The sequence below is a fragment of the Novosphingopyxis baekryungensis DSM 16222 genome, assembly GCF_000420305.1.
Classification (GTDB): Bacteria; Pseudomonadota; Alphaproteobacteria; order Sphingomonadales; family Sphingomonadaceae; genus Novosphingopyxis; species Novosphingopyxis baekryungensis.
Genome location: NZ_ATUR01000002.1, coordinates 745,640 through 765,000 on the forward strand (window position 1 = coordinate 745,640; position 19,361 = coordinate 765,000).

Annotated in this window: 12 protein-coding genes (1 of these 12 cut by a window edge); 7 read left to right on the forward strand and 5 right to left on the reverse strand. The window is 62.9% G+C overall.

The features are described from left to right. Nucleotides 1-108 precede the first annotated feature (108 nt). Complete coding sequence (locus G410_RS0103720; protein ID WP_022672317.1) at nucleotides 109-2,931, forward strand: TonB-dependent receptor; 2,823 nt, start codon at nucleotides 109-111, stop codon at nucleotides 2,929-2,931. 137 nt (nucleotides 2,932-3,068) lie between these two features. Here the strand turns inward: G410_RS0103720 and G410_RS0103725 are convergent, their stop codons facing one another. The 3 genes from G410_RS0103725 to G410_RS0103735 all read right to left on the reverse strand — a co-directional run bounded on the left by G410_RS0103725 (nucleotide 3,069) and on the right by G410_RS0103735 (nucleotide 6,822). Next, nucleotides 3,069-4,010, reverse strand: a complete 942-nt coding sequence (locus G410_RS0103725) for a Gfo/Idh/MocA family protein (protein ID WP_022672318.1) — start codon at nucleotides 4,008-4,010, stop codon at nucleotides 3,069-3,071. Continuing rightward, complete coding sequence (gene araD1 / locus G410_RS0103730; protein WP_022672319.1) at nucleotides 4,007-5,005, reverse strand: AraD1 family protein; 999 nt, start codon at nucleotides 5,003-5,005, stop codon at nucleotides 4,007-4,009. The genes G410_RS0103725 and araD1 overlap by 4 nt, the downstream gene beginning before the upstream one ends. A gap of 281 nt (nucleotides 5,006-5,286) precedes the next feature. Next, complete coding sequence (locus tag G410_RS0103735; protein WP_022672320.1) at nucleotides 5,287-6,822, reverse strand: aldehyde dehydrogenase (NADP(+)); 1,536 nt, start codon at nucleotides 6,820-6,822, stop codon at nucleotides 5,287-5,289. 124 nt (nucleotides 6,823-6,946) lie between these two features. Here G410_RS0103735 and G410_RS0103740 point away from each other — a divergent pair, with 124 nt between their 5' ends. Then, a complete protein-coding gene (locus G410_RS0103740; RefSeq protein ID WP_022672321.1) occupies nucleotides 6,947-7,831 on the forward strand; it encodes an SMP-30/gluconolactonase/LRE family protein in 885 nt (294 codons plus the stop codon). 130 nt (nucleotides 7,832-7,961) lie between these two features. On the opposite strand, the gene G410_RS0103745 is transcribed toward G410_RS0103740, so the two are convergent. Then, nucleotides 7,962-9,311 (reverse strand): sugar MFS transporter, encoded by a 1,350-nt coding sequence (locus G410_RS0103745; RefSeq protein WP_028971027.1) that lies wholly within the window; start codon nucleotides 9,309-9,311, stop codon nucleotides 7,962-7,964. A 144-nt stretch (nucleotides 9,312-9,455) separates the two neighbouring features. Between G410_RS0103745 and G410_RS0103750 the strand changes: the two genes are divergently transcribed. Both G410_RS0103750 and G410_RS0103755 read left to right on the forward strand, forming a co-directional pair. Continuing rightward, nucleotides 9,456-10,622: an aldose epimerase family protein gene (locus G410_RS0103750; protein ID WP_425411243.1), complete on the forward strand. Its 1,167-nt coding sequence runs from the start codon at nucleotides 9,456-9,458 to the stop codon at nucleotides 10,620-10,622. Between the two features lie 13 nt (nucleotides 10,623-10,635). Further along, nucleotides 10,636-12,432 carry an IlvD/Edd family dehydratase gene (locus tag G410_RS0103755; protein ID WP_022672324.1) on the forward strand — a complete coding sequence of 599 codons (1,797 nt, stop codon included), beginning with the start codon at nucleotides 10,636-10,638 and terminating at the stop codon, nucleotides 12,430-12,432. Between the two features lie 60 nt (nucleotides 12,433-12,492). On the opposite strand, the gene G410_RS0103760 is transcribed toward G410_RS0103755, so the two are convergent. Continuing rightward, a complete protein-coding gene (locus tag G410_RS0103760; RefSeq protein WP_022672325.1) occupies nucleotides 12,493-13,236 on the reverse strand; it encodes a FadR/GntR family transcriptional regulator in 744 nt (247 codons plus the stop codon). A 745-nt stretch (nucleotides 13,237-13,981) separates the two neighbouring features. Here G410_RS0103760 and G410_RS17920 point away from each other — a divergent pair. The 3 genes in view from G410_RS17920 to G410_RS0103775 are tightly spaced (each overlapping or abutting the next) and all read left to right on the forward strand, a layout consistent with a single transcriptional unit that may run on beyond the window. Beyond that, nucleotides 13,982-14,773: an ImuA family protein gene (locus tag G410_RS17920; protein WP_022672326.1), complete on the forward strand. Its 792-nt coding sequence runs from the start codon at nucleotides 13,982-13,984 to the stop codon at nucleotides 14,771-14,773. Then, nucleotides 14,694-16,241, forward strand: a complete 1,548-nt coding sequence (locus G410_RS0103770) for a DUF6504 family protein (protein ID WP_022672327.1) — start codon at nucleotides 14,694-14,696, stop codon at nucleotides 16,239-16,241. Before G410_RS17920 ends, G410_RS0103770 begins: the two co-directional genes overlap by 80 nt. Next, on the forward strand, nucleotides 16,241-19,361 hold the 5' portion of the coding sequence (locus G410_RS0103775; protein WP_022672328.1) for an error-prone DNA polymerase. It continues 299 nt past the right edge of the window; the window shows 3,121 of its 3,420 coding nt (coding positions 1-3,121); it begins with the start codon at nucleotides 16,241-16,243; its stop codon lies off the right edge, out of view. Before G410_RS0103770 ends, G410_RS0103775 begins: the two co-directional genes overlap by 1 nt.

Sequence of the window (19,361 nt, forward strand, 5' to 3'; positions counted from 1 at the left end):
GTAGACATGAGGTGTGCGTAAATTTCGCTTGCCAATAATAAATCAGACAAATAGCTAGTAGCTTACAAAAAGGCGGGATCTATACCGGCTAAACAGGAGAGGCTAGCTATGGCAATCAGAGCATTTGCATTGGGGTCCGCGTCGTTGTTGGCGCTCGGCCTGGCATCCGCCGCGCATGCGCAGACGACCACGGATAATTCGGGCGTCGACGTCGTCACCGACGAAGGCGATCAGGACGCAACGGCAGACAATGACGCCATTGTCGTCACGGGCGTGCGCGCATCGATCGTCGGGGCGCTCGACGTACGGCGCAATTCCACGCAGATCGTGGATTCCATCGTCGCGGAAAATGTCGGTAAGCTGCCCGATAACAATGTTGTCGAGGCGCTCCAGCGCGTCACTGGCGTTCAGGTGACTGATCGTGCCGGCGGCGAGGCGGCTGCCATCACGATCCGCGGCTTGCCGGATTCGCTCACCACGTTGAACGGGCGCAACATCTTCACCGGCGCTGGCCAGGGCTTTGCCTTGCAGGATATATCCGCCAATCTTGTAAAGCAGGTTGATGTATACAAGACACGCTCCGCCGACCAGATCGAAACCGGCCTGGCTGGGCAGATCGACGTCAAGACGCGGCGTCCACTGGATTTTGACGGATTCACCATATCCGGTCTCGCCCGCGCTATTTATAATGAGCAGGCCGATACGTTTAATCCCAACGCCGCACTGCTTGTCAGCGATCGCTGGGACACCGGCGTCGGAGAAATCGGCTTTCTGGTGAACGCCAGCTACGCCAAGACCGATTATCGCAACATGTCCACGACGGCAGGCGCCCTCATCCCTTTTGCGACCGAAACGCCGCCTGCAGGATCGGGCCTGGCGCCTCTGGAACGGATATTTCCCGGACCGAACAATCAGAACTGGCGGCCCGGTCTGGATGCTGGCTTGCCGACCGCACCCGGCTCCACACTGTCGATCAATGGCGTCGATACGCCCTATTATCTGTCACGCGATGCCGTGTTCAGCTCCGACCTCTATGGTGAGCGCGAGCGTCCTTCCGGGAACGCTGTGCTGCAGTGGAAGCCGAACAGCAGCTCGGTTTATACTGCGGAAGTGTTTTACGCCGGTTTCCGTGGAAACACGTTCAACTCACTGCAATTCAGCTTTGCCGACTGGTGGGGAAATCCCGGCCCGGTCGGGCTGTATGATGGAACCAACATCATCAAAACGCGCGTGGTGGACGATGTGTTCGGCTTCAACAGCGGCGATTACGGCTCGGCCAAGACCGATAGCCTGGTCTATGGCCTGAACGGCCAATGGGAGGTGGGCGACCGTGGTTTCCTGGTGGCCGATGTCGCCTATCAGGACAGCACGACGGAAACGACCTTCATTGCCCAGCGGATCAGCCGAGTGGCAAGTCAGATTACCGTCGATTTCAATCAGGCCGATGGCATTCCAAGCTTCAGCTTTTCGGATAACACGCTCCTGAACGATCCCTCGGCCTGGAATGTCGGCGAACTGTACGACAACGCCAATCGCGGCGAGGGCAGCGCGCTCACTCTCTCACTCGACGGCGGATATGACTGGGATTTTGGATTCCTTCGCCGGATCAAGGCCGGCCTTCGTTATGATGACCGCAAAGCGTCCACTTTCGTGCGCGATCAAAGCGCCGGCGCGCTCGGGGTAGGCTTCGATACCCTGGATGCCAATTATCAGTTCTATAATTCCGATTTTCTCGATGGCGTCGCCGATGTGCCGCATAGCTGGGTCGTTCCCAACGGGAACTTCATTGGCGAAAATCCGGATGTCGTTCGCACCCTTTACGGTCTGCCGACGTCGGAGTCGCTATCGCTGGAGCGCGTGTTCGATATCGACGAAATCACGATGTCGGCCTATTTCCTGGTCGATACCGAGATCGATCTCTTCGGCCGGCCGCTTCAGGCCCAGGCGGGTCTGCGCTATGTCAGCGCGACCACCAAATCCAATTATTTCGACCGTCTGAATGACAGCGCCTTGACCCGCGCGAGTACGGTGACCGAGGAGTTTCTGCCCAGCTTTACGCTCCGTTACGAGCTGACCGACGACATCAAGCTGCGCTTCAATTATGGCGAGACGCTGCGTCGCCCGGCCTTTGCCGACCTCAACCCGAACCCGACCCTGACCGGGGATCTGACCAATCTCGGTTATGGCAGCGGCTCAGCCGGCAATCCCGATCTGCGCCCGACCTTGTCCAAGAATTACGACGTCGCGGTCGAATGGTATTTCGCGCCGGACAGTGCGATCTACGTCACCGGCTTCCGGCGTGAGGTCGATGGTCTCGTCGTGCCGCAAACCACCTTAACCTTCATTCCGGACAACAACATCGTTGCCGGGGCGACTGATTCGTTTCTGCTCACGCGTCCAGTGAACGCATCCAACGGCGTGCTGAAGGGTGTGGAAGTCGGGCTGACCTATTTCCCCAACTATTTGCCGGGTCCGCTGGACGGGCTGGGCTTTACGGGCAGCCTGACTGCGCTGGACTCCACCCAGAACATTCCGGAATTCGACGCGGACGGCAATGTCGTGCGGCAGGACGAATCGCCGTTTTTCAACGTGTCCGATCTGTCTTATAACGCAACGCTCGCTTATGACCGGGGACCGTTCAGCGCGCGTCTGTCCTATATCTGGCGTCAGGAATTCCTGCGCAACAATGAAACGCGCCAGTTCGCCAACCCGATCGGCGTCTGGCGTCAGCCCGAAGACAGTCTTGATTTTCAGCTGACCCTGTCGGCTTTCGACAATGTCGGCATCACCTTTGATGCGGTGAACCTGCTGGAGAGCAAGGAACAGACCTATTACAGGTTCGGCGAATTTGGCGGGCCGGAGCAGTTCAATCTGGGCACCCTGCAACTCGCGCGTACATTCGCCCTCGGCCTTCGCTTCACCTTCGATTGATGCCAGGCGGCGGGGCCACAGGTCCCGCCGCTGGTAACGCGAACACCGCGCATGAAAAAGCCGGGAAGGACGATCTTGCCATCGTCCATCCCGGCTTTTTGTCTTTATCGGCGGCGCACCGGAGGGTGCGCCATGCGCTATTCGATAAACGGCTCAACCTGATTGATGCGGCCTGTCAGAAACGCGTCGGCCACCAGACGCAGCGGAGCCAGATCGACATCCGAGACGCCGGCGCGGATGATCGCGGCGAAGCGGCGGTAGAGGCCTGGATATTCGCCCTTCAGGTCATCGGCATCATCGGGGGCGTCGCCGCCCGCGATGGACAACTGGCCGCCGCCCTTGGCGAGGGTCAGCGTGCCGGCATCGGTGGTCACCACGATATCCCAGCTCTGTTCACCCTCCTGCCGGAAATCGAGGTCCATCTCGATCGGCAGGCCCGTACTGTCGCGGAACGACAGGCGCGCGGCGATGGGTGCGGCGCGGTTGGACGGAATATCCAGATCGGCCTTTTCCACAAAAAACGGCCGTGGCAAAATGCGTGTGGCGATGGATAAGGCGTTGATGCCCGGATCGAACACGCCGAAGCCGCCCGGCTCCCAGATCCAGTCTTGCCCGGGATGCCAGACGCGGACATCCTCGCGCCATGTGATCGCCACATGCGCGATCTCGCGGCCCTCGAGCCAGTTGCGTGCGGGCTCCACCCCGTCGGCGTAGCGCGAGTGCCAGCTGGCGAACAGGCTGATGTTTTTGGCTGCCGCCGCATCGCGCAGCGCGACGACCTCCGCCAGCGTGGCGCCGGGCGGTTTTTCAAGGAAGACATGCCATCCTTGCGCAATGGCGGTCTCGGCAATCTGCCGGCGCACCTGCGGCGGCGTGCAGAGCGATACGGCGTCCACATCCACGTCGCTGGCGGCGAGCGCCGCGATATCGTGGAAGAAGGGCAGGCCGTTCACGCTCTCGCCATGGCGGCTGACCGTGGCCACCAGTTCGAAATTGGAGGTGGCGGCGATGGCGGGCAAATGCTGGTCATGCGCGATCTTGCCCATGCCGATGACGGCGAGACGGATCGGCGCGGTCACAGTGCGCGCACCGTTACGGTTTCCGCCTCATCGAACGCCAGCGGGTTGGCAAGCGGCAGCGCGAACGGTGCAGCCTCGATCTCAAACCGGTCTCCGCTGCGCGTTTCGATATTGTCCGCGCAGGAAAGCGTGGCGGTGCCGAAAAAGTGCACATGGATATCGCCGGGCCGGCGGAAGAGAGAATATTTGAAATGATGCTCTTCCAGATTGGCGATGCTGTGGGACATATTGTCCTCTCCGGTGAGAAAGGGCTTTTCCCAGAGCGTCTTGCCGTCCCGGCTTATCCGGCTGGTGCCACGGATATCGCCCGGAATGTCGCCGATCAGCAACTCGGCCCCCAGCGCGGCCTGGCGCAGCTTGGAATGAGCCAGCCAGAGATAATTATGGCGCTCGGTAACATGATCGCTGAACTCATTGGCCAGCGTGACGCCGAGGCGCCAGGGGGTGCCGTCCTCGCCGATCAGATAGATGCCGGCCAGCTCCGGCTCCTCTCCGCCGTCTCCGGCAAAAGCGGGCGCGTGCAGCGTGTCGCCGGGGCCGATCATCGAGCGGCCATCGCCCTTGTAGAACCATTCCGGCTGCGCGCCGGTTTGGCCTGCGCCGGGCTTGCCGCCTTCGACGCCTTCCAGGAACATGCGCATGGAATCGGTCTGATGTTCGGCATCGGCGGCGGCCTTGTGCATCTTGTCGCGCCCTTCGGCGGAGCCGAGATGGGTGAGGCCGGTGCCCGCCAGCATGACGCGCGCGGCATCGGGATGATCGATGGCGCACAGCAGCCGCCCCGCATCATATTCCGCGGAGAGATCCACGGTTTCATCGGTGAGATTTGCTCTGGCGGTATTGAGCAGGCTGCTACTCTTGGCGATGGCCTGCGCTGCCAGTGCACGCACGGAAGCGATGGAGGGCTGCAGAAGCCGGGCGTCGTCGCCCGCCAGAATGACGCGGCGGTCGCCTGCGTCGCTGCGATGCTGCAATAAGCGCCAGTGCTGTGTCATGCTATGTCCTTATTTTGCCTGCGGGGAAGGGACGGGGCGAAAGCGCGGCCTCCTGCCCGGTTCTGGAATGGGATGGGTGCACGCGATCGGAACAGACGCGGACGGCCTGAGGCGCTGTGGCGCCGGGCGGGCTTGGGCGCAGAAAAACACCGCCGCCCCCACCTGGTGGGCGCGGCGGTTATCGCTTGTTCTGTCAACGGCCCAAAGGACACCGTATCCGGACACGCCACTCTCCCGCCTTCATCTTTATTTGTCAGACAATAGCGGGGAAGGCGTGGCTGTCAAGCAGGCGTACCGTCGATCATCTTTGGCAGATCCGTGCCGTCCCGCAGGGCATCCGGCAGCAGGCTGGCGGGCATGTCCTGATAGCAGACCGGGCGCAGATAGCGGTCGATCGCCAGCGTGCCGACCGAGGTGGTGCGGCTGTCCGATGTGGACGGATAGGGGCCGCCATGAACCATGGCGGGGGCCACTTCCACGCCGGTGGGCCAGCCATTGGCGAGGATGCGTCCGGCCTTGCGTTCCAGCACCGGGATCAGCGGTTTGGCGGCCTCATGATCGCCTGCGTCCATATGGATGGTGGCGGTGAGCTGGCCTTCGAGCGATTCGAGCACCTTGTGCAGTTCGCTTGCATCCTTGCAATGCACGATCAGGCTGGACGCGCCGAACACTTCCGCGCCCAGGGCCGGATCGGCCAGAAACGCCTCGGCGCTGGCGGAGAACAGCCGAGCAGCTTCGCGCGTGATGCCGTCGCCCGATACCCCGCAGGCCAGTTCCGTGATGCCCTTATGGCTGGCCATGGTCTCGGTGCCTTCGGCAAAGGCCTTGCGGATCCCACCGGTCAGCATGGGGGCCGGTTCATGGCCGGTCAGCGCTTCGCTGGCGGCCTGTTCGAACGCGTCCAGACCCTCACCTTCTATGGCGAGCACCAGGCCGGGATTGGTGCAGAACTGGCCCGCGCCCATGGTGAGCGACTGGACGAATCCTGCGCCGAGCTGCGCGCCGCGGTCGGCGAGCGCTTCCGGCATCAGGATGACCGGATTGATGCTCGACATCTCGGCATAGACGGGGATCGGCACCGCACGTTGCTGCGCAATGGCAACCAGCGCCAGGCCGCCGGAGCGCGATCCGGTGAAGCCGACAGCAGCGATATGCGGGTTCTTGACCAGCGCCGCGCCCAGATCGTTTCCGGTGCCGCGCACATGGCCGAACACGCCGTCCGGCATGCCGGTCTTGCGCGCCGCTTCGGCAATCGCGCCGGCGACCATGTCATCGGTGCCGGGATGGGCCGGATGGCCCTTGACCACCACCGGGCAACCTGCCGCCAGCGCCGAGGCGGTGTCGCCGCCCGCGGTGGAAAAAGCGAGCGGGAAGTTGGACGCGCCGAACACGGCGACGGGGCCGAGCGGCACCATGCGGGTGCGCAGTTCCACGCGCGGCATCGGCTCGCGGTCCGGCATGGCGGGATCGATGCGGATGCCCTGCCAATGGCCTTCGCGCACGGTTTTGGCGAAAAGCTTCAGCTGCCCCACGGTGCGGCCACGCTCGCCGGTCAGCCGTGCGGCGGGCAAGCCGCTTTCGGCCCCTGCACGCTCGAGCAACTTGTCGCCCAGCGCCATGATTTCATCGCCGATGGCCTCCAGGAAGGCGGCGCGCTTGTCGCTATCCATCGCGCGGTAGCTGTCGAACGCATCGGCGGCTTTCTGGCAGGCTGCCTCGACATCCTGCGTCGTGCTCTGCGAGAAGCCTGGGTCCATTGCCTTGCCCGTTGCTGCCTCGATAGCGTTGAATGTTCCCTGTGGATCGATATCGGCCATGATGCTTGTCCTTTCTGTCTGACTTATTAAACCTATAAGCAGCAAAGGGGCGGGCAACAACCGCCGCACGGGAATTAGATGGGGCAGTCCGGCCCCACGCCGGGGTGCAGGGATGGAGAGAGATATGACGGACGTTCGCGTCTTGTGGGATGGCCGCGCTTTACTGGGGGAAGGCCCGGTGTGGGACGCGCGAGAGGGGGCCTTGTGGTTCGTCGATATCAAGCGGCGGCATGTCCACCGGGTCGATCCGGTGGCGGCTGCCCATTGGCAATGGACCGCGCCGGCGCAGATCGGGTGGATTTTGCCGGCGGTTGGCGGCGGGTTCGTCGCCGGACTGCAGACGGGCCTGCATCATTTCGCGCCAGCACAGGGCAGCTTCCGCCATCTTGCCGATGTCGAGCCGCATCTGCCGGGCAATCGGCTGAACGATGCCACCACGGGGCCCGATGGCCGGATCTGGTTCGGATCGATGGACGATAGCGAAAGCGCGGCGTCGGGGCGCTTCTATCGCTGGGACGGATGCGACGTCCAGGACACCGGCATCGCCGCCGTGCCGATCACCAATGGCCCGGCGTTGTCTCCCGACGGATCGATCCTCTATCATGTCGATACGGCGGGCGGACTGATCCATGCGGCCTCGCTCGGTGCGGATGGCCGCGTGGAAAGCGTCCGGCCTTTCGCGGCGGTCGCGCCGGAAGAGGGGCACCCCGATGGCTTGACGACGGACAGCGCAGGCAATGTCTGGGTGGGTATCTGGGGCGGCTATTGCGCGCGCTGCTATCGCCCCGATGGATCGCTGTTACGCCAGGTCGATCTTCCGGCAGCCAACATCACCAAGGTCGCTTTGGGCGGGGCCGACGGCCGCACCGCCTTTGTCACCTCCGCCCGCATCGGGCTGGACGATGCGGCTCTGGCGGATCAGCCCCATGCCGGCGCAGTGTTCAGTTTCGAGGTGGATATTGCCGGAAAGCCTCTGCCATTGGCCCGGGCCCCCGCCTTGGCGCAATGATCTGAAAGGCCAAGGCGCCGGTCAAGGACGCCCGCATGGGCATCCCGCTTGGCCCAGCATCGGTTCCGGAGCCTAAAACCGGCGTTGCTGCCCCCGTGCCGGCCATGGGCCGGTGACGGGGGCAACGCGGTCAGGCCGTGGCTTCGCCGGTACCGGTCTGTTCCGCCGGCATGGCCAGCTTCTCGGTCACCCGGGAGCCCCAGACGGCGTAGAACAGGATGTAGAGTTCGCAGGCGGCCGTGAGCAGGAAGGATGTCTGCAAACCGAAGACATCGGCCAGCCAGCCCTGCACCACCACCAGCGCGCCGCCGGCGATCGCCATGATCAGCAGGCCCGAGCCTTCCTCGGTCAGCGGACCCAAGCCGCGGATGCCGAGGGTGAAGATGGTCGGGAACATGATCGAGTGGAACAGGCCGACCGAGATCAGCGCCCACATCGCCACCTCTCCGGTGGTAAACACGGTAATTAACATCACGACGAAGGCGGCGATCGAGCAGAAGGCCAGCACGGTCTCGGCGCGCACCTTCTGCATGATGGCAGAGCCGGCGAAACGGCCAACCATCATGCCGCCCCAGAGGAAGGTCAGATAGCGCCCGGCCTGCTCATGCGTCAGATTGGCGATATCGGGCATGCTGACGAAGTTGACGAACAGATTGGCAACGCCGATTTCCGCGATGAGATAAATGAAGATGGCCGGCACGCCGAAGACCAGATTGCGGTGCTTCCAGAGGCTGTGGTTCTTGCGGTCTTCCTTGGAGGCGCGGCTTGTGGATGATCCCATGGCGGGGAGCGGGAAGCGCGCAATGATGATCGCCAAGACAACAAGCACCACCGCCACGAGGATATAGGGCAGGATCACCGATTGCGCGTCGGCCAGCCGCTCGGCCTGGGTCAGCACTGTGCCCGCTTCGGACGTACCGCCCTTGGAGCGCCCCAGGATGAGATAGGCCCCGAACAGCGGCGCTAGCATGGTGCCCGCAGAGTTCAGCGCTTGCACCAGATTGAGGCGGGAGGAGGCGGTTTCCGGCGGACCGATGACCGCGACATACGGGTTGGCGGCCACCTGCAGCACCGTGATGCCACTTGCGATGATGAAGAGCATCAAAAGCGTGACGCCATAGGAGGGCAGGCTGGCGGCCAGCACCATGCCCAGCGATCCGGCAGCCATGATCAGCAGGCCGACGACTAGGGACTTCTGATAGCCGATCCGCTCGATTAACTTGGCCGACGGGATGGAGGCCACGAAATAGGCAATGAACCAGACCGATTCGATCAGCGTGGTCTGCGTGTAATTGAGGTCGAACACGCTGCGCAGATGCGGCAACAGCGTATTGTTAATGACGGTGATGAAGCCCCACATGAAAAAGAGGCTGGCGAGCAAGGTGAGGGCTCTGGTGTAGCCGGCTCCTCCGGCTGCCACTTTGGCGGGGGAGGGTGATGCGCCGCTTCCTCCGTCTCCAGAAACCACCGGTCCAGCCATCGTCATCTCCCTTTTTGGCGGTGCGACCTTGTGCCGTCACTCGCCTATTGCATGTTGTAATTAAGTCTGACTATATGCCTTTGGCAAGACCGGTCAATGCCCAAAAGACCGGCGCAGAAGGACGGGGATTAGGTGATGAAAGCAATGTTCATGCAGGCGTCTGGCCGCAATGTCGGCGGCGCGATCGCGGCCATGGCCACAGCGTTATATCTCGCGACCCCGACCCTATTGTCTGCCGCGACGGCCGAGCGTGGTTCCTTCGGAACGCTGCCGGATGGACAAGCGGTGGAAAGCGTAACCCTGACCGGCGAGGATGGCGTCAGCGCCGTCATCATCACCTATGGTGCCACGCTGCAGGCCTTCAACGTGCCTGACCGGGACGGGAACGTGGCAGACGTGACGATCGGCTATGACCGGCTGCAGGATTTCATCGACAAGCCCAATTACTGGGGTCAGACCATTGGCCGCTATGCCAACCGAATTGCCGATGGTCGTTTCGCCCTGGACGGCAAAGACTATCAGATCAGCCAGAATGACGGCACCAACACGCTGCATGGGGGCACCCTGGGCTTCGACAAGCGCAACTGGCGCATCCAGTCGGTCCGCCAGCAGGGCAAGATTGCAAGTGTCACGATGACCTTGCGCAGTGCCGATGGCGATCAGGGCTATCCCGGCCAGCTCGATGTCACCGTCACCTATTCGCTCGACGATCACGGCTCGCTGACCATCGACTTTGGCGCCAAGAGCGACAGGCCTACCATCGTCAACCTGACCAACCATGCGCTGTTCAATATGGCGGGCGAGGGATCGCCTTATGGAACCTATGGTCAGCGCCTGACCATTCCGGCGGCCCGCTACACCCCGGTCAATGAGAAGCTGATCCCGACTGGCGAGCTGCGCCCGGTGACCGGCACGGTGTTCGATTTCACCACCGGGCGGATGTTGTCGGATGGCATACGCAACGGGCGCGATCCGCAGATCGCCATCGCGCGCGGATGGGACCATAATTGGGTGCTCGACAAGGGGCGTACCGAAAAGCCCGGCCTGGCCGCGCGTTTGGAAGATCCGCGCTCTGGCCGCGTGCTCGAAGTGCTCAGCACCGAGCCGGGCCTGCAATTCTATTCCGGCAATTTCCTGACGGGCGAGCTCACTGGCAAGAACGGCCATGTCTATCGCATGAGCGACGGCATCGCCCTGGAGCCGCAACTCTTTCCCGATACTCCGAATCAGCCAGACTTCGGCTCGGCACGGGTCGAACCGGGCAAGCCCTATCGCCATCGCATGATCTACCGCGTCTCGACGGACCGGTGAGAGGAACAAATCGTTGACCAACAAGACCCCGCCCAAGCTGCGTAGCCGCGCCTGGTTCGATAATCCCGAAAATCCGGACATGACCGCTCTGTATCTGGAGCGTTACATGAACTTCGGTCTCTCGCTGGAAGAACTGCAGAGCGGCAAGCCGATCATCGGTATCGCCCAAACTGGCAGCGATCTCAGCCCGTGCAACCGCCACCATATCGTGCTGGCCGAGCGGGTGCGCGAAGGCATCCGGGAAGCGGGCGGCATCGCGATCGAATTTCCCGTCCATCCCATTCAGGAAACCGGCAAGCGCCCCACCGCCGGGCTGGACCGCAACTTGGCCTATCTGGGTCTGGTCGAGGCGCTCTATGGCTATCCGATGGACGCCGTGGTGCTGACCATCGGCTGTGACAAGACCACGCCGGCCGCGCTGATGGCCGCCGCTACCGTCAATATTCCAGCGATTGCCTTGTCGGTCGGCCCCATGCTCAACGGCTATTTTAAGGGCCAGCGCACCGGATCGGGCACCATCGTATGGAAAGCCCGCGAGCTGCTGGCGTCGGGCGAAATCGACTATCAGGGCTTCATCAAGCTGGTCGCTTCGTCCGCGCCGTCGACCGGCTATTGCAACACCATGGGCACGGCCACCACGATGAACTCGCTGGCCGAGGCGCTGGGCATGTCGCTGCCCGGCTCCGCCGCCATCCCCGCGCCCTATCGCGACCGGCAGGAAGTGGCCTATTATACCGGCAAGCGGATTGTGGAGATGGTCGACGAGGATCTGAAGCCTTCCGACATCCTGACTAAGCCCGCTTTCGAAAACGCCATTCGCGTTAACTCGGCCATCGGCGGATCGACCAATGCGCCGATCCATCTGGCGGCCATTGCCCGCCATATCGGCGTCGCGTTGCCGATCGGTGAGTGGGAGCGGGTGGGCCATGACATACCCTTGCTCGTGAACCTGCAGCCCGCCGGTGAATTTCTGGGCGAGGATTATTACCGCGCGGGCGGCGTGCCCGCCGTGGTCAATCAGCTGATGGAGCAGGATCTGATCGCGCGCGATGCGATGACGGTGAACGGCAAGACCATCGGCGAGAATTGCGGCGGTGTGGAGATCGAGGACGAGCGGGTCATCCATCCCTTCGCCGATCCGATCCGCAAGGCGGCGGGCTTCATCGTCCTGTCCGGCAATCTGTTCGATTCCGCGATCATGAAGACCAGCGTGATCTCGGACGATTTTCGCAAACGTTATCTGTCGGACCCCGATGACCCCGAAGCGTTCGAAGGAATCGCCGTGGTGTTCGACGGGCCGGAGGAATATCATCATCGGATCGATGACCCCACGCTCGGCATCACCGAAAAGAGCCTGCTCTTCATGCGCGGGGCAGGGCCGATCGGTTATCCGGGCTCGGCCGAAGTGGTGAACATGCGCCCACCGGTCCAATTGCTCGCCAATGGCATCGACTCGCTGCCTTGCATCGGCGACGGGCGCCAGTCCGGCACCAGCGGCAGCCCCTCTATCCTGAATGCCGCCCCCGAAGCGGCGGCGATGGGCGGATTGGCTCTATTACAAAGCGGAGACCGCGTGCGGATCGATCTGCGCAAGCGCACCGCCAATATTCTGATCAGCGATGAAGAGCTGCAGACGCGCCGCGATAAGATGATGGCAGAGGGCGGCTATGCCTATCCGGAAAGCCAGACACCATGGCAGGAAATGCAGCGCGGCGTGGTCGGCCAGATGGACAGCGGTGCCATCCTCGAAGGCTCGGAAAAATATCAGCGTATTGCCCAGACCAGAGGCCTGCCACGCGATAGTCATTGATTGCGCGCATGCGTGAGCGATGCTGGCCTTGTGCAGCGAATAGGGGCGCCCGACGGCGCTTTATGATTTGAGGACTTCGGCCTTCAGCGCTTGCTCGGTATCGTCCTCGGCTTGCTGAATCAGCTCGACAGCTACCCTGCGGGCCCCCTCTTCATCGCCTTCCGCAATGGCCTGAAATAGCTTGCGATGGTCGTCGATAGGGTCGCGCGGCTTGCTGGCGCTCTGATATTTGAAGAATGTGGTCCAGCGCACGGCCGCGCCGATGGTGGCCGAAAGGTTGACCATCAGCTCGTTGCCCGTCGCTTCCAGGATGACCGCGTGAAAGCGTTGATCGGCCAGCTGCCCTTCCGCCGTGGACAATGTATGGATCGCCATATTCTCCAGGGAATGACCCATGCTCGACAATTGCTCGGCCGATCGCTTGCGCGCAGCAAGTTGGGCCGCAGCAGGCTCGACGATCATGCGAAGCTCGAAAAGATTGCGCACGAAATGGGCCGATGGAACCGTTTCGAACATCCACGCCAGCAGGGTGGGATCCAGCATGTTCCAGTCACCGCGCTCGCGCACCCGCGTGCCGGTCTTCGGTTTGCTTTCCAGCAGGCCTTTGGCGCTCAACATGCGCAGGGCTTCCCGCACGACGCTGCGCGACACACCCAGGTCCTCGGCCAGCTCCAGCTCTTTAGGAAGCAGGCTGCCCGGCGCCCGCTTGCCGGTCACGATCGACGTGCCCAGGTCCTTGGCCACGGTCATATGGGCCGGTTCGCGCTTGGCACCATCTCCAGTCTGCTTGCTTTTCGCTGCCATCATCATTCCTCATTCGATATATCATCATGCAACCGCTGTCTGACGATTTAAATAGGCGTTTGTCCGACGGCAAAAAGGCTGGGCAATATGTAACGGTCGATATCCTCAATTGGCCCTAACCGATCCATGCCAGTGCGAACGGGCACCGGAAGCCTAGCCGCACTTGCATTGAAACTATAATCGTCCGCCATCAGCGCCAAAGGCACGAAATTTTCAGGCTAATTACGTGGAAGAACTGGATCACTCGGCCATTGGGTACCCATATCGGCGGCGTTATCCAGTGAAATAGGCAAGGCGTGAACTCCTTGCGAAGCGTGAACACCGCAACCTTCAATACCTTGAAATGCGTGTTTCCGTAGCTGTAGTTCAGGGATGTTATGCGAAGCCTTGCTGGTTCAGGCGTGGCAGTTGTCGCAAATCGTTCGACCAAGGAGGACTTGGCACCCTTGTCGAAGGCCTAGATGGCGACCGTCGTCCCTGCAAAACGACGAAGATCCGGTAGAGGCGCAGGCGGCGTCCGGTGCCGTTCGAGCGCAATAGCGGTGCACCGCTTGTCCAGGGTGACGAGAGGCGCGCGACCTTCGATGATCTGCCCGCTGAGAGCGATGATAATGCAATGAGTTCAGTCCAGACGGTTATGCGCTGTGCTGGTTCGCGACCTGACAGCATGTGAAACGCCACCTTGATTGCATGGCGGAACGGTGAGAACATATAAGGAACAAACAGGAAGTCGATTCGAACTGCCATGTCCCATGCCGATGCCATTCCATTGCCTGCAAATGATGCCGCGATTGCCTGCTTGCATGGTGCGCGCACTGGGGATTTATCGCTGGGCAACAGCCATGACGAATGGTCGCCGCAGCTGGAGCTTCCGCGGTCTCTTTGGGAGATATTCTCATCTGCCGACGATGCTGCCGGCGAGGCGCTGGCTTTGGCCTTTGCGCGGACGCATCGCCGCCATATCGACCAGGATGGCATCGACCAGGATGGCGCCTGGCTGTGGGTGCAGGATGCCAGCAGCATCCGGCGGGGCGGGCGGCCCTATCTTCACGGTCTTCCGGCCGAGCAGCGCAGCAACCTCATCCATGTCGCGGCGCGCAATGCAGCCGATGCGCTCTGGGCCATGGAGGAGGGCGTAAGATGCGGCGCGCTGTCCTTTGTCATCGGCGAGATTGCGGGCGATCCCAAGGCGCTCGATTTCACCGCGTCGCGCCGGCTGGTGCTGGCGGCGGAGCGGCATGGCGTGCCGCTCTATCTGGTACGGCGCGAAGGCTATGCCAATCTGTCGGCGGCCCGGCTGCGCTGGCGCGTGCGACCGGCCCCATCATCGGAGCAGAGCTGGAATACCACCGCGCCGGGCTTGCCGCGGGTTTCGGCCGAGCTGTTCCGGGGGCGGGGTGTGCGGCCCGGCCTGTTTACGCTGACCCACGGAATCGGCGGCCAGGAAGGATATGGGCATGAACCGGGCCATCGTCTCGATCTGGTTCCCGAACTTCGCGATCGATCGCTGGAGTCGCAGCACCGCCAGGCAGGGTAATGACGCTGCCGCCTTGCCCCCGGTCGTGCTGGTCACCGAAACCGCGCATGGCCCTGTCATCGATGCCGCGAACGCGCTGGCGCAAGAGGGCGGAGCGCGGGCGGGCATGCGGCTGGCCGACGCGCGGATGCTGGCTCCGCAGCTCGCTGCCTTGCCATCCGATCATGAGGGCAATCAGCGCATGCTGGAGAAGATGGCACTGGCCACCCAGCGCTGGGGGCCGTGGAGCATGGTCGATGGCCCGGACGGCATATTGCTCGATGCGACCAATGGCGCGCATCTGTTCGATGGGGAGGCGGCGCTGCTGGCCCAGATCGAAAACCGTTTCGCGCTGCAGGGCTTTGGCTGCAACGCGGCGCTTGCGCCGACCACTGGCGGGGCTTGGGCGCTGGCGCGTTATGGCGGGCCGCGCCGCGTGGTGATGGACGGTTCTGCCCTGCCTGCCGCTTTGGCCCCGCTGCCGGTTTCTGCCCTGCGGCTCAACGCCGATGCCGGGTTGCTGCTGAAACGCCTGGGGCTCAAGACGATCGGCGATCTCATGGCGGTGCCGCGCGAAAGCCTGGTGCGCCGTTTCCGTAACCGGCGTTCGCCGGCAGCCAATCCGCTTACCCGGCTCGATCAGGTCTTTGGCAGAACCCATGAGCCGCTGGTCCCGCTGATCGAAGAATATCCTCCCACGGCCGAGCGTCGTCTGCTGGAGCCGGTCCTCCACGTCTCCTTGCTGGCGCGCATCATCGGCGATCTCGCGGATGATCTGGCCCGGACGCTGGAGGCGGAACGCAAGGGCGTGCGCCGGTTGCTGCTGCATCTGTGGCGTGTCGACGGGGACAGGATAGAGCGCAGCGTGGAGCTGGCATCGCCATCGCGCGATCCCCAGCATCTGGCCCGGCTGTTCGAGGAGCGAATGGACGGGATCGAGGCCGGCTTCGGGATCGATCAGGCGCGGCTGACGGCGATATGGGCTGAGGCGCTGGACCGGCAGCAGGATCAGCTCGATGCCGCCGCCGTCAGGGGAACCGCGTTTCCCGTTCTGCTCGACAGGCTGGTGACGCGGCTGGGCAGGGACCGCGTATCGCGCCTTGCCCCGCGTGAGAGCCATTTGCCCGAACGCGCGCAGCGACGCCTGCCGCCCGATGCGGATCCGGCGGCGGTGCAATATGATCTGGGCTTTCATCAGCGACCGCTCAAATTGCTCGACCGGGCAGAGCCGATCACGGTGATCTATGCCACGCCCGAAGGCCTGCCCCGCCGCTTTCGCTGGCGCGGCGCCCTGCACGATATCGCCAAGGTGGAAGGGCCGGAGCGGATTGCACCCGAATGGTGGCGGGAACGCTCCACGGCACGGCTGCGTGATTATTACCGGATCGAGGATGAAACCGGCCGGCGGTACTGGATTTACCGTCACGGGCTGATCGGGGACGGGCGCGGCGGTGTGCCCGACTGGTATCTGCATGGGCTGTTCGCCTGATGCCCGATCAGCCGCTGACCCCGGATCGCCGCACGCTGGCCCGGCTTTCGGACGAGGATTTCGCCGGCAATCCACGCAGCGATTATGTCGAGCTGGGGGTGACGAGCTGCTTTTCCTTTCTGCGCGGCGCATCCGATGCCGTGGATCTGGTGCTGACGGCGTTCGGACTTGGCTATGACATGATCGGGATCGCCGACCGGAACACCCTGGCCGGGGTCGTGCGCCTTCACGGCGAAGCCAAGACCGCGCGGATGCGGCCGGTTATCGGCTGTCGGCTGGTCACGATGGAGGGGTGGCAGTTCCTCGCCTATCCGCAGGACAGGATGGCCTATGGGCGGCTGGCGACGATGCTCTCGGCGGGGAAGATGGCCACGCGCGATGGCGCATGGCAGGCCAAGGGCGAAACGCATATCGATCTGTCGCTGCTGGCCGATCATGCCGAAGGAATAGCGTTGATCCTGATGCCGCCGGACAGGATCGACGCGGCGTTCGAAACCGCGCTGGCCGATCTTGCCGCGCGTTTGCCGGGGCTGAAATATCTGGCCGCCGCCTATCTCTATCGCGGTGATGACGTTGCGCGGATCCATCGTCTGGATGCGCTGGCCAAGGCCAATGACATGGCTTTGCTGGCAACGAACGATGTGCATTATCACGCGCCCGAACGCCGTCCCTTGCAGGATGTGATGACCTGCATTCGCAAAAAGACGACCATTGCCCGGGCAGGCCTGTCGCTCCACGCCAATGCCGAACGCTATTTCAAATCGCCCGAAGAGATGATCCGCCTGTTTGCCAGATGGCCACATGCCATCACGGCCACGCGCGCACTGGCCGATGCCTGCACTTTCAGCCTGGACGAACTGCGCTACGAATATCCCGATGAGCCGATCCCCAAGGATCGCACGCCGGAAGACCAGCTGGCCCGGCTGGCATGGGCAGGGGCGGACTGGCGCTATCCCGGCGGTGTGCCCGAAAAGGTGCGGCAGGTGATCGTGCGCGAACTGGCCCTGATCGGCAAATTGCAGATTGCCCGCTATTTCCTGACCATCAAGGACATCATCGATTTTGCGCGCGCCTGCGATCCGCCGATTCTGTGTCAGGGGCGCGGCAGCGCGGCCAATTCCGCGGTCTGCTATTGCCTCGGAATCACCGCGGTGGATCCCGATGAGCATGAGTTGTTGTTCGACCGGTTCATTTCCGAAGAGCGCAAGGAGCCGCCCGATATCGATGTCGATTTCGAGCATGAGCGGCGCGAGGAGGTGATCCAGTATATCTATCGCCGCTATGGCCGGCACCGCGCCGGATTATGCGCCACCGTGATCCACTATCGCCCGCGCATGGCGATCCGCGAAGTGGGCAAGGTGATGGGCCTGTCGGAAGATACCACCGCCGCGCTCGCGCGGACGGTCTGGGGCAGTTACGGCAAAGAGATCGCGGAAAAGCACGCGCAGGAAGCGGGGCTCGACATGGCCGATCCGCAATTGCGCCGGGTGCTCAGGCTGACCGAGCAGATGATCGGCATGCCGCGCCATCTGTCGCAGCATGTCGGCGGCTTTATCCTGACGCAGGGGCCGCTGACGCAAACCGTGCCGATCGGCAATGGCGCAATGGCCGATCGCAGCTTCATCGAATGGGACAAGGACGATATCGACGCGCTCGGCATCCTCAAGATCGACGTGCTGGCGCTGGGGATGCTGACCTGTCTGCAAAAAGGCTTCGATCTGCTGCGCGCCCATCATGGCCGCGATCTGACGCTGGCGACCACGCCGCGGGAGGATCCGCGGGTGTATGACATGCTGGTAAAAGGCGACAGTCTGGGCGTGTTCCAGGTGGAAAGCCGCGCGCAGATGAACATGCTGCCGCGCCTCAAGCCGCGCCAGTTCTACGATCTGGTGATCGAAGTCGCCATCGTGCGGCCGGGTCCGATCCAGGGCGATATGGTTCATCCCTATCTCAAGCGCCGCCGGGGCGACGAGCAGGTCGTCATTCCCAAACCCGCGCCGGAACATGGGCCGCCGGATGAGCTTTCCTCCATTCTGCAACGCACGCTCGGCGTCCCGATCTTTCAGGAACAGGCGATGAAGATCGCGCTCGATGCGGCCAAGTTTTCCAGCATCGAGGCCAATCAGCTGCGCAAGGCGATGGCCACGTTCCGTTCGCGCGGGATGGTCGACGAATTGCAGGACAAGATGGTCGGTCGCATGATCGAGCGCGGCTACGACCCTGAATTTTCTGAGCGCTGCTTCAACCAGATCCGCGGCTTTGGCGAATATGGCTTTCCGGAAAGCCACGCCGCCAGCTTTGCGCATCTCGTCTATATTTCAAGCTGGATGAAGTGCCATTATCCCGCCGCCTTCGCCTGCGCGCTGCTCAATTCGCAACCGATGGGCTTTTATGCGCCCGCACAGATTGTGCGCGATGCGCAGGAGCATGGCGTGGAAATACGCGCGGTCGACGTCAATGACAGCGGCTGGGACAATCAGCTGGAAGAATGCAGGGCGGGCGGCCATCAGCCTCCCATGCGCCTGGGGTTTCGGCAGGTGGATGGGATGAGGGAAGTCGCCATCGCTCGGCTTGTCGGCGCCCGCGAAGCCGCCGGCCCTTATCGCAGCGTGGCCGAATTGCAGGAGCGGGCGAAGCTGGCGCCCGGCACGATCGAGCGGTTGGCCGCGGCCGATGCGTTCCGTTCGCTCGGCCTGGATCGGCGGCAGGCGTTGTGGGACGCCCGCGCGCTCAAGCCGCCCATCGATCTGCCGCTGTTTGCCGCCGCCGCCGCCCGGGACGAAGGCGCGGAAAAGGCGCAGCATCTGCTGCCCGAAATGCCATTGTCCGAACATGTCGTGGCGGATTATCAAACCACCCGGCTCAGCCTGAAGGCACATCCGCTGCATTTTCTGCGGGACGATCTGCGCCAGCGCGGCTTCACCGCCAATGCCGATCTGCGGACCAGGAATTTCCGCGCCCATGTGCAGGTCGCCGGGGTTGTGCTGATCCGTCAGCGTCCGGGCAGTGCCAAGGGCGTATGTTTCATCACGCTGGAAGACGAAACCGGGGTGGTCAACCTCGTCATCTGGCCCGACATGATGGAGCGCTATCGCAAGGTGGTGATGGGCGCGCGGCTGA